This window comes from Planktosalinus lacus (genome assembly GCF_014640155.1).
Classification (GTDB): Bacteria; Bacteroidota; Bacteroidia; order Flavobacteriales; family Flavobacteriaceae; genus Planktosalinus; species Planktosalinus lacus.
Map to the genome: position 1 here is coordinate 237,733 of NZ_BMGK01000004.1, position 14,053 is coordinate 251,785.

The 14,053-nt window shown below is 41.9% G+C and carries 9 protein-coding genes; 3 read left to right on the forward strand and 6 right to left on the reverse strand.

The window, feature by feature from the left end; all coding sequences use genetic code 11:
* Positions 1-164 precede the first annotated feature (164 nt).
* Positions 165-1,520 (forward strand): DUF8693 domain-containing protein, encoded by a 1,356-nt coding sequence (locus IEV69_RS06415; protein ID WP_188440645.1) that lies wholly within the window; start codon positions 165-167, stop codon positions 1,518-1,520.
* Here the strand turns inward: IEV69_RS06415 and IEV69_RS06420 are convergent.
* The 5 genes from IEV69_RS06420 to IEV69_RS06440 form a co-directional block, all read right to left on the reverse strand.
* Positions 1,510-2,631: a diphosphomevalonate decarboxylase gene (locus tag IEV69_RS06420; RefSeq protein WP_188440799.1), complete on the reverse strand. Its 1,122-nt coding sequence runs from the start codon at positions 2,629-2,631 to the stop codon at positions 1,510-1,512. The genes IEV69_RS06415 and IEV69_RS06420 overlap by 11 nt on opposite strands.
* 131 nt (positions 2,632-2,762) lie before the next feature.
* Positions 2,763-3,980, reverse strand: coding sequence for a BaiN/RdsA family NAD(P)/FAD-dependent oxidoreductase (locus IEV69_RS06425; protein ID WP_188440647.1), 1,218 nt, complete (start codon positions 3,978-3,980; stop codon positions 2,763-2,765).
* On the reverse strand, positions 3,981-5,363 hold the full coding sequence (locus IEV69_RS06430) for a pyridoxal phosphate-dependent decarboxylase family protein (RefSeq protein WP_188440801.1): 1,383 nt from the start codon (positions 5,361-5,363) through the stop codon (positions 3,981-3,983). It lies immediately after the preceding gene.
* 183 nt (positions 5,364-5,546) lie between these two features.
* Positions 5,547-6,818, reverse strand: coding sequence for an ice-binding family protein (locus tag IEV69_RS06435; RefSeq protein ID WP_188440649.1), 1,272 nt, complete (start codon positions 6,816-6,818; stop codon positions 5,547-5,549).
* A gap of 421 nt (positions 6,819-7,239) precedes the next feature.
* Positions 7,240-8,700 carry a T9SS type A sorting domain-containing protein gene (locus IEV69_RS06440; RefSeq protein ID WP_188440651.1) on the reverse strand — a complete coding sequence of 487 codons (1,461 nt, stop codon included), beginning with the start codon at positions 8,698-8,700 and terminating at the stop codon, positions 7,240-7,242.
* Between the two features lie 135 nt (positions 8,701-8,835).
* Between IEV69_RS06440 and IEV69_RS06445 the strand changes: the two genes are divergently transcribed.
* Positions 8,836-11,823 (forward strand): leucine--tRNA ligase, encoded by a 2,988-nt coding sequence (locus tag IEV69_RS06445; protein WP_188440653.1) that lies wholly within the window; start codon positions 8,836-8,838, stop codon positions 11,821-11,823.
* Between the two features lie 77 nt (positions 11,824-11,900).
* Positions 11,901-12,587 carry a zinc metallopeptidase gene (locus IEV69_RS06450; protein WP_188440655.1) on the forward strand — a complete coding sequence of 229 codons (687 nt, stop codon included), beginning with the start codon at positions 11,901-11,903 and terminating at the stop codon, positions 12,585-12,587.
* A 77-nt stretch (positions 12,588-12,664) separates the two neighbouring features.
* On the opposite strand, the gene IEV69_RS06455 is transcribed toward IEV69_RS06450, so the two are convergent.
* A complete protein-coding gene (locus tag IEV69_RS06455) occupies positions 12,665-14,035 on the reverse strand; it encodes a saccharopine dehydrogenase family protein (RefSeq protein ID WP_188440657.1) in 1,371 nt (456 codons plus the stop codon).
* Between the last annotated feature and the right edge of the window lie 18 nt (positions 14,036-14,053).

The following is a 14,053-nucleotide window of genomic DNA, read 5'->3' on the forward strand; positions in this document are numbered from 1 at the left end:
TTTAATAGTAAAGATAAAGAATTTCTAACAATACTACATATTTTGATGCAAAGATACTTCTTCTTCTCTATTAATATTAAAAAAATAACTTAAAAATTTAGAACTTTATTTTCTGTAACTCACTAATTTTTAGTATATTTAGTGACATCAATCTCATTTTACTTTTGAGAACTTCTATTAAATATCTGTCTTTACTTCTTCTTTTCATTCCTATTTTCACATGGGGTCAAACACATATTTGGACCGGAAACGGGGGTGACACCAATTGGTTCAATGCTTCAAACTGGGATGCAAACACAGTTCCTGATGCTTCCAGCGAGGTATTGATTCCCGACGGATTTACAGTTGATATCACCACAAACAATGCTTCAGTGGGTTTTATAACCATTCAAGCCAATGCACAATTAGAAGTCAATAACTCCATGACCATCACCACCGGAATTGACATACTGGAAGAGGGCTCTTTTTTATACACCTTAGGAACGCTTTCGGGTGATGCCACCATCACCAATCATGGTACCTTTGAAATTACCGGGGTTCCCAATAAAATCATTAACCAATTGACCATCAACAATGAAAACTTGCTAACGATTACAGATACCGGTATTATCAATGTGCGTGAAAATATGAGTTTCAATAATGCTGAAAATGCCATGATCATAATCAATGGAAGTGGCGGTGCCTGGAGTTCAAATGAAACAGGTGCCACTTTTAATAATTTTGGAACTTTTAAGAGAATGGATATAGGTCAATTTGGTGTTTTTTATTTACTTCTTACTGTCAACAATCACGGCACCATAAATGTCGGAAAAACCCAACACATCTTAGTTTTGGGGCCTCAAAATTCCCTGAATAATTTTGAAACAGGCATATTGACAGGTGAAGGTTCTTTTGACATCACTGCACCTTTTACAAACAACGGAACCATAAGGCCTGAGGGCAATCAGGCTGTTGAGCTCGACTTTGTCAATACATTTTCGCTCTCTCAACAATCGGTCATAGAACTGGATATATTTGGGAACCTGCCTGAAGAATATGATAAACTGGAGGTAATTGACGAACCTTTTATAGAAGGCAACATCGAAATCACCTTACACTATGAACCGGAAATTGATGATACCTTTACCATAATCACAACCAGTTTTGGGATTACAGGATGTGATTTGCCTCCATTCATTTTTGCCACTCATCAAGGGTTCTTATATGAGTTTGAGGTAACTTGCACTTTTGACACGGTCAATCTTAAGGTTATTGACAAAGTGTTGCATACTGATGAATTTGAACAGATAAACCTCAGCGCAACCCCCAATCCGTCTCGAGGCATTTTTAATATTCAGTTTGGCGAAGTTATTTCTGAAGTTGAACTCTCCCTTAGCAACATATTGGGACAAATCCTTTCTAAAAACACTGTTCAAAACACAGATACTTATCAACTCACTATCGATGGCGCCCCAGGCATCTACTTTATCACTGCGAAGACTCCCACAAAGACAGAAAGCTTAAAGTTAATCAAGAAGTAATTTTAACGGCTCCTTGACCTACTTCATCATGTATAAATTCGTTGTTTTTACAATAAGCTGAAAGCTCGGTTTCTATGAATTCTGAAACCAACTCTTTTTCTCCTTCCGGATACAACACATGTACATTGGCTCCGGCATCGAGGGTAAAGCACACCTTACTTCCGGTATCCTTACGAAAGCTCCAAATGCGGTTGATAATCTCCAGGGTGTTGGGTTTCATCAGGATAAAATAAGGCATCGAGGTCATCATCATGGCGTGCAGTGAAAGGGCTTCGCTTTCCACGATGTTGATGAATTCGTTCAGGTTCCCTTCTTTCAATACCGGAATCAGTTTTTGCATATTTGAATTCGCTTGCGCGAAACGCTCTTCAGCAAAGGGGTGGTCGTACATCAGGTTATGACCCACCGTGCTGCTGACTTGTTTTTCGCCTTTATCTACCAGTAGAATGGTATCCTGATAGTTGGCAAAGTTTTTATGTACTTCAAAAGGATATTTTGTGCCGAAAAAGTGACTGCTCCCGGGAATTTGCGGATGCTCGCCCCATACAATCAGCGGACCTTCAATACTGCGACATGCGCTCCCGGAGCCTAAACGTGCCAGGAAAGAGGCTTTTTGATTGAAATATTCGCGGGTCATTTCTCCTGACCCGGTCGCTGAGCGGAGCGATGCACTGAGCCTGTCGAAGTGTCGAAGCTCCATTTCCATTAAACACAACGCCAGAGCACTCATCCCGCTGGCGGAAGAGGCAATGCCACTGCTATGCGGAAAACTGTTGGTGGTTTCCAGCCGGAAACTATAGTCTTTTAAAAAGGGAATGTAGGGTTCTATACGTTTAAAGAAAGTTTCTATTTTGGGTTTAAAACCTTCTTCCCGCTTGCCATCCAGATAAACTTCAAAGTCAAAACCCGCTGTTGTTTTCGGTTCATAAAACAAGGTTGTTTTTGTAAGGCAGTTCGATAACGTAAAACTGATGGAGGTGTTTTTGGGCAACTGTTCGCCATACTTCCCCCAGTATTTGACCAGAGCAATATTGCTGGGTGATTGCCAGCTTACTTTACCTTTTTCAAGGGTGTGGGTATAGGGTTTTGAATAGAAATTGTGTTCGGTCATAGCGGGACAAAGATACATTATTCTTGTTTTAATTTTAAACATTCCGAAACTGAGCACTGCTACTGATCACTGAACACTTTTTCACCACAAAGGCACAAAGTCACAAAGTTTCACAAAGAAGACGATTCAACTTAATCATCGGATATCGCACGCGCCACTAAAACACCGCCCGTCCAACAATTCTGAAAATTAAAGCCCCCGGTAATGGCGTCGATGTTGAGTACTTCACCTGCCAGGTACAGGTTTTTATGAAGTTTGCTTTCAAAGGTCTTGAAATCGATTTCTTTTAATTCCACACCACCGGCAGTGACAAATTCTTCTTTAAAGGTGCTTTTCCCATTGACTTCAAACCGGCTTTGGGTAAGTTGGTGGGCCAGGTTTTGTAACTGTTGTTTGTTGACTTCAGCCCATTTGGTTTCGGCATCAATTCCGGAAGCATTGACCAGGCTTTGCCAAAGGCGTTTGGGCAATTCAAACTGCAGGTACTTTGCTACCAATTGTTTGGCGTTGTTCTTTTTGATTTCTTTTAGTTGTTCCAAAGTTTCGTCAAAACTCAGGTACTCCAGCCAATTGACCTGTAGCGTAAATTTATAGTCTAGTGCATTCAAGTCACGTGCTCCCCAGGCGGAAAGTTTTAAAATCGCCGGACCGCTCAACCCCCAGTGGGTGATGAGTAACGGACCTTCACTTTCAAGGGTTGTCCCCAGAACTTTTACAGAGGCTTGAGTAGAAACGCCCGGCAAGTCAGTAATGCGGTTGTCTTTTATGTTGAATGTAAACAACGATGGCACCGGAGGGACAATGGTGTGTCCCAAACCTTGCAGCAGTTTCCAGATTTTGGGATTGCTCCCGGTGGCGATGACCAGGTGTTTGGCCTGAAAACTCCCTTGTGTGGTTTCCACGTTCCAGAGGTTATTTTCTGTAGCAACTTCTTGGACTGAATGATTTAGTAATACATCAATGCCCAATCGGTTTGTTTCGTTTAAAAAACAGTCGATAATGGTTTGTGAATTGTCGGTCTCAGGAAACATCCTGCCGTCTTCTTCAATCTTCAGCGCAACGCCACGTTTTTCAAACCACGCGATGGTATCGCCGGTCATAAAGTTATGAAACGGCCCGAGCAGTTCTTTTTCCCCGCGGGGATATTTTTGGGAAAGTTCTTTGGGAATGAATTCAGCGTGTGTGACATTGCACCTTCCGCCACCGGAGACACGCACTTTGGTCAGCACTTCCTTACCGCGCTCCAGGATGGCGATTTTAAAGTTAGGGTTTAGTTCTGCCGCATTGATAGCGGTAAAAAACCCGGCAGCGCCCCCGCCGATGATAATTATGTCATAGTGCCCGTTCATCTATTCGTTTGCATAGTGTTCACAAAGCTGCAAGGTGCTTTTGATATCTTCCATGGAGGTTCGCGGGTTTATTAAACACATACGCAACACCACTTGTCCGTTTAAAATTGTAGTAACCAAAAGGGCTTCCCGTGAGGCCACTACCTTTTCAGATATTTTCTGGTTGATTTTATCGAGTTGTTTTTCTGATAACTTCCCGCTGATGGGATGGTACCTGAAATTGATAATTGCCAATGTAGCCGGGGAAACCACTTCCCAGGTGTTGCTTTTACGCAGGTATTCTTCGGTATTCTCTGCCAGTTTGATGTTGTAGTCAATCGCTTTTCGGAACGCTTTCAACCCAAAGGTTTTGATGGACATATAAAACTTCAACGCCCGGAAACGACGCGTCAGCTCAATGCCGTGGTCATAAAAATTGATTTCTGACTCGTTGCCTTCTATATCACGCAGGTATTCCGGTTTTTCAGTAAAGGTTCCTTTCAGCCATTTGTGGTTTCTTACTAAGAGACACCCAATTTCATAAGGCTGGTAAAACCATTTGTGTGGATCGACGGTAATAGAATCTGCTTTTTCGATTCCGGCGAGCAATTGTTTTCCGTTTTTGGCCAGAATCGCAGCACCGCCATAGGCAGCATCGATGTGCAACCATATTTTCTCTTTTTTACAGATGGTTGCCAGTTCGTTAAGCGGGTCCACCGTTCCGGTATTGGTCGTTCCTGCAGATGCGATAAAACAGAAAGGTTGCAAACCTTCGATTTTATCTTTCGCAATAGCGTTTTTTAGTTTGTTGACGGCTACTTTAAATTCGCCGTCTGTGGGAATGATCCGGATTTGCTCTTTTCTAAAACCCAGAACGCGAATGGCTTTGATATTGGAGGAATGCGCCTGGTCTGAAAGATAGATAACCGCTTTGGAAAAATCGTCACCACATTTCACCTTGCGGGCAGTAGCAATTGCTGTAAGGTTAGCCATCGAACCCCCACTGGTAAAGATACCCCCACCTCGTTTTACGGGAAAACCATACATTTTGAGTAGCCAGTTCATCGTGACAATTTCCATTTCGGCTGCTGCCGGGGAAGCTGCCCATCCTCCTGAAAATATATTAAAGCCACTGGCCAAAGCATCACCCATCGCACTTATAAAGTTGCTGGGTCCGGGAACAAATGAATAGGATTTGGGATGGCTCACCACATTGCTTTGGGTCATCACTTTTTGAAGGACAAAGTCCAGAACCTCTCGGGCATCGGTTGGCTTTTCAGGGGCGTCTTCCAGAAACAAAGTGTCCATTTCTTTTCGGGAAGCAGTTGCTACCGGATATTTCTCATTTTGGGTATCAAAATGTTCCACAATGGAATTGACTACCGCATTGCCATAGTCCTGCATTTCTTCTTTGGTAAGTTCTAATTGTTCTGCTTTCGTTAAGATCACGGCTTCATTTTTTTAGGAGTTGCAAAGTTAACGCTTTCCTTTTTAGATAAAGCTGATTTTAAACAGAAATGGATTCCGGTTAAGGTCGAGTCTTTAGGGTTTGTAACCAGAAAACCGTTGGTTTAAGATTCAACCCCATTAATACCCTGAATGAACCAATGATAAGGTTCTATGATTCAAAGTCGCTTCCCCGGCATCCACTTTCCAACGCACTTCAATGGATTCCCCGGCAGTTATAGTAACCACAGCCTGAAGAGAGACTATTGCGTTTGGCAAATGAATTGTTCTACTGGAATTTACTACCTCAACCCCATTTTGATACATACTGTAAGTAGTCCTACTTGTGCTACTTGTTGTACCTGCAGGATATTCTTCCCCGGTATGTGTTCCGGTCATTGTCAAATCTCCTAATGCAGTGCCCACATCTCCCGTAGTTGTAGCACTTGCTACATCTGAAACCGCACCAGAAGAACTCCACATCGCAAATGTGGAAAGAACTCCCAAACTAACAGGAGCAATACCCGTTGAAGCGGTAAGAACAACGTTAGCCCCAAGGGATACTGCTCCCAGCTTTGTAAACAGCCTCCCCTCAAGGTCTGAATCGGCACCAAAAGACACTGCACCGGCACCGGTTCCACCACCAAGCATAGTGCCTTTCATTATGGTGTTAGCGGCCGTAGACATGGCTTCATTTGAAACCCAGAATATATTTTCCGGTTTTGCACCTCCTGTCAATACTATGGTGGTACCCACTCCGGTAGTAAAGGCCCCGGAACCTCTGATAATAAACACCGAATTGGGGTCTCCACCCCCATCCATCGTAAGTATTCCGGCAATGGATGGTGCTCCATTCACGTCATAAACCCCGGGAGACAAAACCTCCCCACTACCAAAAGTTAGTGCGTGTGACACTCCGCCCGGGTATGCCATTAATTCGTCATATAAATTTGCAGCATCAATAACCCCTTGGTCTGAACTAAATGTCTGACTGCTGGATAATTGGGCATTGAATAAAACCAGGTAAGTCCCCGAAGGAGGAGAAATCGTCATTCCGGGCACTAATAAATAAGAAGTAGATGTGGTACTCACACTCTCACCTTCCGTAACCGAGTCAATCATAGGTCCGTCCTGACCTTTAATACCTATCCAATTGGGCACTGAGGGAGTTCCCACATTTATTTGTCCATCATTTAAGGTCAAATTGTAAATCATTAAACCGGAGGCCGGAAGTAAGATAGCATCTCTTTGCGCTGTGGATAATCGCGGCATTAAAAGTCCTTTACTGTTGGAAGAAACATCAAGGATAGAAGAGGCATCCGGCGTGATAGTGCCAATGCCAACTTGAGAATAATGACCGGTTGAAGACAATACTAATAACAGGATTAAGAAAGGTTTTATAGTAATTTTCATAAGTTTTTTATATAAATAACAGTTGGATCTTATTTAGGCTAGCGTTTATTTAGTGTAAATAAAACAGGCCAAAGATTGTATCCGGATAATAAATAGTACTAACTGTAAAATGTGAGGTTGGTGAATTAAAAAACTCAAGGCGAGAGGATCAATAGGGAACCAATTAGTTTGAATTGATTTCTTTAAAAGTGAAGTTCAGAATTTTTTATTGAAATCAAAAGCCTTGAAGCGTCAAAAGTAGACTATTTAAATGAATATCAGATTGTTAAATTCAATTATAATATATCTTTTTTTGATTTGCTATTTGGAGGAAATAAGAATTTGACAGTTAAGACATTCTGTTGGGGTTAAACTTGTTTTAGGCATAAAAAAATCCGGAAGGGCTGCTTCCGGATTTAGGTTATTTTTGGAATGGCAGTTGTTATTTTACAACTATCTTTTTTACTGTTTGGTGCTCTGTTCCGTCAAAGGCAACAAAATAAACTCCGCCAGTCAAATTAAAGTTGATTGTATTGGTTCCTTCCACCACTTTCTGTGTAAAAAGTTCCTGGCCTGAAATACTGTAAAAAGTCACCTGTTCAAAATTGTATAGGTTTTGGAATGTGATTTTGTTGTTTGCCGGGTTCGGATATACTGAAAGTGAACTTAATACAGGGTCGTCAGTGCTTAAGTTTTCACAAAAAACAGGGTCAAAAATGACTTCGCCTAAAGTGGGGTCATCTTCAATATGAAAAATAACATCTTCGGCTTCAGCAAGTGTACCTTCACCTTCTTCTACCCAGCAGTTGTGCTTGGCAGAAATGGTGTTAGGGCTGTTGTTGTATATCGCATAAGTTTCACCACCATTTCCGTTTTCAGAAAACACATTCAAGCCGGGGTTGTCCAGGTCATCACCCAGGTTGGCATCTACTTCGCCCTGAATGGTGATTCCCCAAAGGTTTCTTCTGATTTCGTTTTCGGTTACGTCTACAGTCATTCCACCGGCAGGTGCATTTAAATTGATTCCACTACCTCCCAACATGGGGTCTCCCTGAGTGTCATTGTCTTCTATGACATTGTTTTTAATCAAACCGTAAGTGTTATTCCCTATTAAGGTAATTCCATAACGATTGTTGGTAATGGTATTCCCTTCAATAATCGCTCTCAATGCTCCACCAACAAGATTGGCCACAGCAATTCCACCAGCCTGATCCATTGCTATATCACCAATGATCGTGTTGTTTAGTATTTTCAGGGTGTCATTCAATCGGGTAGCTCCCATATTGATTTGAGGGCGGTTTTGATTGGCTTGATTGTTTCCTTCGATATAATTTCCGTTAATAATGGCAGACACCTCATTGTTGGCACCGGAACTCAAGGCAGGAGTTTCGTTAAACAAAAAAGAGTTGTTTGTAATGACCGGAATTCCTCTTGACATAGACACTACTGCTCCTGTTGAAACACCACCTACATTGAATTGAAGTGTAGCGTTATTGAGTGTAAATGTTTCAGTTAAAACTCTCAAGCCGCCACCATATTCAATAGTAGCATTTTGAATGTCAATTACCGAAAATTCTTCAAAACGAAAACCATCGTAAGGACTTTCACTATCAACAGCTGTAACAAGCACTTCATCTGCTGAAACGTTGAATTCACCAAAAACGGTGACTCTTACTCCGGCTTTAATTTCCAGGGTTAAGTTTGAATCGATTCTAAGAACATCACTTTCTGAGATGGTCAAATCTTCCAGCAAAGTATAAGTAGTTCCTGAAACAGTAATCGTAGCAGGGCTTTCTGTTACTATGTCATCCAAAGTCCAGTCAACCCCTGTATCAGGAGTCGTATATTGTGCAAATGAAAGGCTTATGGATAGTAAAAGTAAAAAAGTAGAAATTTTTTTCATTGGGTAAATATTATTTGGTTTGTAATAAGCTCCAAAGGTAAAGTTTTCCGAGAAAGTCAAAAGGGTCTTATAATAGTTTTAACTTTCATTCTTTAACTGTATTTTTGCTCCAATTTTAAGCGAAAGCCAAGACAGATGAAATACCATTTCAACGACATAGAAGCCAAATGGCGGAAGTACTGGGAAGAAAACCAAACCTTTCAAGCCCAAAACAATAGTGACAAGCCAAAATACTATGTTTTGGATATGTTTCCTTATCCATCGGGAGCGGGACTTCACGTGGGGCACCCGCTTGGGTATATTGCCAGTGACATTTATGCACGCTACAAACGCCACAAAGGGTTTAATGTGTTGCACCCCATGGGCTATGACTCTTTTGGCCTTCCGGCGGAACAATATGCCATTCAAACAGGACAGCATCCTGCAATTACTACTGAAACCAATATCAACCGGTACAGAGAGCAGCTGGACCGCATCGGGTTCTCCTTTGACTGGAGCCGCGAAGTGCGCACCTCCAACCCTGATTATTACAAATGGACACAATGGATTTTCACCGAATTGTTCCACTCCTGGTACAACAAAGACACTGACAAAGCCGAACCCATAGAAACGCTTATCACGCAATTTACCAACGAAGGCAATGAGCTTGTAAACGCTGTTTGCGACGAAGACATCATCCCGTTTACTGCTGAAATGTGGAACGCCTATGATGAAGAGCAACAACAAAAAATATTATTACAATACCGCCTCACCTATCTCGCTGAAACCGAAGTCAACTGGTGTCCTGCACTGGGAACCGTTTTGGCCAACGACGAAATCGTAAACGGTGTCTCCGAACGAGGCGGGCATCCCGTGGTGCGTAAAAAAATGAAGCAATGGAGCATGCGCATCACTGCCTACGCCCAACGCCTGCTCGACGGACTTAACCGGATTGACTGGCCACAACCGTTGAAGGATTCGCAGACGAATTGGATTGGGAGGTCGCAAGGAGCTTCTGTGAAATTTCAAATTCCAAATTCCAAATTCCAAATTTCTGTATTTACTACAAGACCTGACACCATCTTTGGTGTTTCGTTTATGACCCTTGCTCCTGAACACGAACTCGTTGAAAAAATCACCACTCCGGAGCAAAAGGAAGCGGTGGAAGCCTATATCGAGCAGACTGCCAGGCGCAGTGAACGCGAGCGTATGGCTGATGTAAAGACCATTTCGGGGGTGTTTACCGGGGCGTATGCTGAGCATCCGTTTTCAAAAGAGCCTATTCCTATCTGGATTGGCGATTATGTGTTGGCGAGTTACGGCACCGGTGCTGTGATGGCTGTGCCTTGTGGTGATGAGCGTGATTATGCTTTCGCCAAACATTTTAACATCCCTATTCCTAACATCTTTGATCAGGACATTTCTGAAAATGCCTTTACCGAAAAAGAAGGGTTTAAAATTGTCAACTCTGATTTTCTAAATGGGCTTAGCTACAAGGAAGCGAATGAAAAAGCTATTGAAGCACTGGAAAACATAGACCAAGGCACCGGAAAAATAAATTACCGATTGCGCGATGCGGTGTTTAGTCGCCAGCGGTATTGGGGCGAGCCTTTTCCCATTTATTATGTAAACGGATTGCCCAAAACCATCGACCCGGAGCATTTACCCATTCAATTGCCCGAAGTGGAAAAATACCTCCCCACCGAAGATGGCCAACCGCCTTTAGGCCGCGCTGATGTCTGGACCTGGGATGCTGAAAAGTCTGTCGTGGTCAGTAATGAGTTGATAGACAATGAAACGATATTTCCATTAGAACTCAACACCATGCCCGGTTGGGCCGGAAGTAGTTGGTATTTGTTCCGCTATATGGATGCGAATAACGAGGACGAACTTGCAAGTCGGGAAGCATTGGACTACTGGCAAAATGTCGATTTATACATCGGTGGCAGCGAGCACGCCACCGGTCATTTGTTATACTCTCGTTTCTGGACCAAGTTTTTGTATGACCGCGAATTTTTAAAAGTGGACGAGCCCTTTAAAAAGCTGATCAATCAGGGGATGATTTTGGGGGAAAGTGCTTTTGTATATGTTTTACAGCCAAAACTCATAAGTCCAAAAGGCAATGACGATATTAATGTAAATGCTCAAGTACTGATTAGTAAAGAAGTATATGAAGAAATAAATGATGGTGGCAATATCGAATCCCTTCCAAAACCATTATATGATTTTGTTTTTGAAAATGTCAAACACTTTCAAGAATATAACCTTAGAGCAAAAGATTACAAAATAAATTTTGTATGTTTTAAAACAACGATTGATGTAAAATATGTCAACATTTCTAATGAAATTAATTTGACTGGCTTTAGTGAAGATGAAAGATATAAAGCATTAAAAAATGCAAGTTATTTTGATGGAGAAAAAGTCATTAATAATCAAGATGTAAAAGTTGTTCGCGAAGTCGAAAAAATGTCCAAGTCCAAATACAACGTCGTCAACCCCGACGACATTTGCGACCAGTATGGCGCCGACACCTTAAGAATGTATGAAATGTTCCTAGGTCCGTTGGAGCAAGCCAAACCTTGGAATATGGCCGGCATCACCGGTGTGCATAGTTTTTTGAAAAAGTTCTGGAAACTTTATTGTGATGACTACGGGCTTTTGGTTACAGACAGCCCCGCTTCCAAAGACAGTTTAAAAACCCTGCACAAAACCATCAAAAAAGTGGAAGAAGACATTGAGAACTTTAGTTTTAACACTTCGGTTTCTACGTTTATGATTGCGGTGAATGAATTGACGGCTCAAAAATGTACTTCGCGCGAAGTGCTGGAACCCTTGGCTGTTTTGATTTCGCCTTATGCACCTCATATCGCTGAAGAATTGTGGAGCAAACTGGGGCATACAGAAAGTATTTCAACCGCTCCTTTCCCTGAGTTTGATGAAAAGCACCTGGTGGAAAGCACCAAGGAATACCCTATTTCGTTTAACGGAAAAATGCGTTTTACACTGGAATTGCCTTTGGATTTACCCAAAGAAGAAATCGAAAAAGCCGTAATGGCCCACGAAAAAACGCAGCACTATCTTGAAGGTCGCACTCCTAAAAAGGTGATTGTTGTTCCCGGGAAGATTGTTAATATTGTGGGGTAAGACGAAATGACAGCCCAAAAAATCGGCAGGATTTTTGGTGTATGTGAAACAATAAAATTTAAACAAAGAACAAAACAATGATTGGATATTATATTTTAGCGGCACTCATTTTTGGAGTGAGCTTGTATGTAAGCAACCGCTTAAAGAGCAAGTTTAAAAAATACTCAAAAGTTCATTTGCAGAATGGCATGAGCGGTAAAGAAATAGCAGAAAAAATGCTGGCTGATCACGGCATTCGTGATGTACAGGTTATTTCCACCCCGGGAATGCTGACAGACCATTACAACCCGATGAAGAAAACCGTCAACCTGAGTGAAGGTGTTTATATGCAGCGCAATGCCGCTGCAGCAGCCGTTGCTGCTCACGAAGTGGGGCACGCCGTGCAACACGCACAGGCTTATTCTTGGTTGGATATGCGATCCAAACTAGTGCCGGTGGTAAGTGTGGCTTCGCAGTATTCACAATGGGTGATTTTGGGTGGTCTGGTCTTAGCTGCAGGAACAGCTTTTGGAAACACCCTTTTATTGATTGGAATCATAATGTATGGAATGGGAACACTGTTCAGTTTTATTACCCTTCCTGTGGAATATGACGCCAGTAACCGTGCATTGGCCTGGATGACCAATAAAAACATGCTTTCTCAGCAAGAACATGCAGGGGCCAAAGATTCGTTGAAATGGGCAGCACGCACTTATGTAGTAGCTGCTGTGGGTTCACTGGCTACCTTACTCTATTTTATTATGATCTATCTCGGAAGGGAATAATTTTATCAAATCACAAATCATAAGCACCAAAACCCATAAAGGTTTTGGTGCTTTTTTATAATTTAATCTAAATTGACTTATCCGTAAATGTTATCAGGGTTGTAGCCCAGGTAATCCAATTCATATTCTTTAAAGATAATACCATACGCCTCCAACTCTTTTAAAATGGGTTCATAAACCTCTTTTGTGATAGGTAGTTGAACGCCCGGCGTGGTAATCTCTCCATTGAGAATTTTGAGCGTGGCGATGGCAACGGGCAATCCCACCGTTTTTGCCATAGCTGTAAAAGTCTGGTCATCACCTTTTATCACCATATTGGAATCGATTTGATGCTTTTTACCATTGAGTTCATAACCAAATTTGTGGTACATCACAATCATATCTTTGTCTTCGGGTTCCAGCATCCATTTGTCCATCAGGATTTTTTGGAGACATTCAGCCGGAGTGGCATTTTTGAGACCTAATTTTTTGTTGGGGTTAAAAATATCCAGTTCCACCAATTTATCCCACATCAAGTCATCCTGATCAATTTTCAGACTGTGGCGTAGTTTTAATTCCACTGCGTCTGTGGGAGAATAAGGTAAAAAGAGGTTGACAAATTCACGGTAACTCATGTTTTCGGTTTTCTGAAGTCGGTAAGAATCATCAGTCATTCCCAGTTGCACAAACATATTCCAGGCCTTACTGAAGCCCACCCGACGAATGGTTCCCCTGTAAAGGGTGAGAATATCTTCCAATCCATAAATTTCACGATACTTAAGTGAATTCCTGTTGGCATAGCCTTCAAAACGGCCATAACCGTTGATATCTAAAAACTCGGTTCTTCTAAAGAGTCTGTGGTAAGGAATGTATTTGTATTTTCCTTCCTGAATAAATTCGGCTGCACCACCCTGTCCTGCTAAAACGACATTGCGCGGGTTCCATGTAAATTTATAGTTCCAAAGATTGGTATCGCTTTCAGGAGCTACCAGTCCGCCACAAAACGATTCAAAAAGGAGCATCTTTCCTCCTTTTTCGCGAATGCGGTCTATCACCTGCATCGCACTCATATGATCAATCCCCGGGTCGAGACCAATTTCGTTCATAAACACCAACTCTTTTGATTTCACTTTTGAATCTAAATTGAGCATTTCATCACTGATGTAGGATGCGGTAACTAAATTTTTGCCAAATTCTAAACAGTCCTTGGCAACCTCAATATGATAACGCGCGGGAAGCATTGAAATAACGATATCTGCATTATCGATCGCCTCTCTCCGTTGTTTGTCATGAAACACATCAAGCACCATCGCCTTAGCATTTGGGTGGTCATTCAAAAGTGTATTTGCCGATTTGATATTCACATCACCAACAGTCAAAAACAATTGTTCCTCTTCTGATTTATCAAGCAGGTATTTGATCAGGCTACTTGCCGAACGGCCGGCACCAATTATTAAGATATTCCTCATTCTAATTATGTAAATTTG

Excerpts from the sequence above, each read along its gene's own strand:
- IEV69_RS06420 (WP_188440799.1), bottom strand. The coding sequence starts at position 2,631 with ATGACCGAACACAATTTCTATTCAAAACCCTATACCCACACCCTTGAA.
- IEV69_RS06425 (WP_188440647.1), bottom strand. The coding sequence starts at position 3,980 with ATGAACGGGCACTATGACATAATTATCATCGGCGGGGGCGCTGCCGGG.
- IEV69_RS06430 (WP_188440801.1), bottom strand. The coding sequence starts at position 5,363 with ATGCAGGACTATGGCAATGCGGTAGTCAATTCCATTGTGGAACATTTT.
- IEV69_RS06435 (WP_188440649.1), bottom strand. The coding sequence starts at position 6,818 with ATGAAAATTACTATAAAACCTTTCTTAATCCTGTTATTAGTATTGTCT.
- IEV69_RS06440 (WP_188440651.1), bottom strand. The coding sequence starts at position 8,700 with ATGAAAAAAATTTCTACTTTTTTACTTTTACTATCCATAAGCCTTTCA.
- IEV69_RS06445 (WP_188440653.1), top strand. The coding sequence starts at position 8,836 with ATGAAATACCATTTCAACGACATAGAAGCCAAATGGCGGAAGTACTGG.
- IEV69_RS06450 (WP_188440655.1), top strand. The coding sequence starts at position 11,901 with ATGATTGGATATTATATTTTAGCGGCACTCATTTTTGGAGTGAGCTTG.
- IEV69_RS06455 (WP_188440657.1), bottom strand. The coding sequence starts at position 14,035 with ATGAGGAATATCTTAATAATTGGTGCCGGCCGTTCGGCAAGTAGCCTG.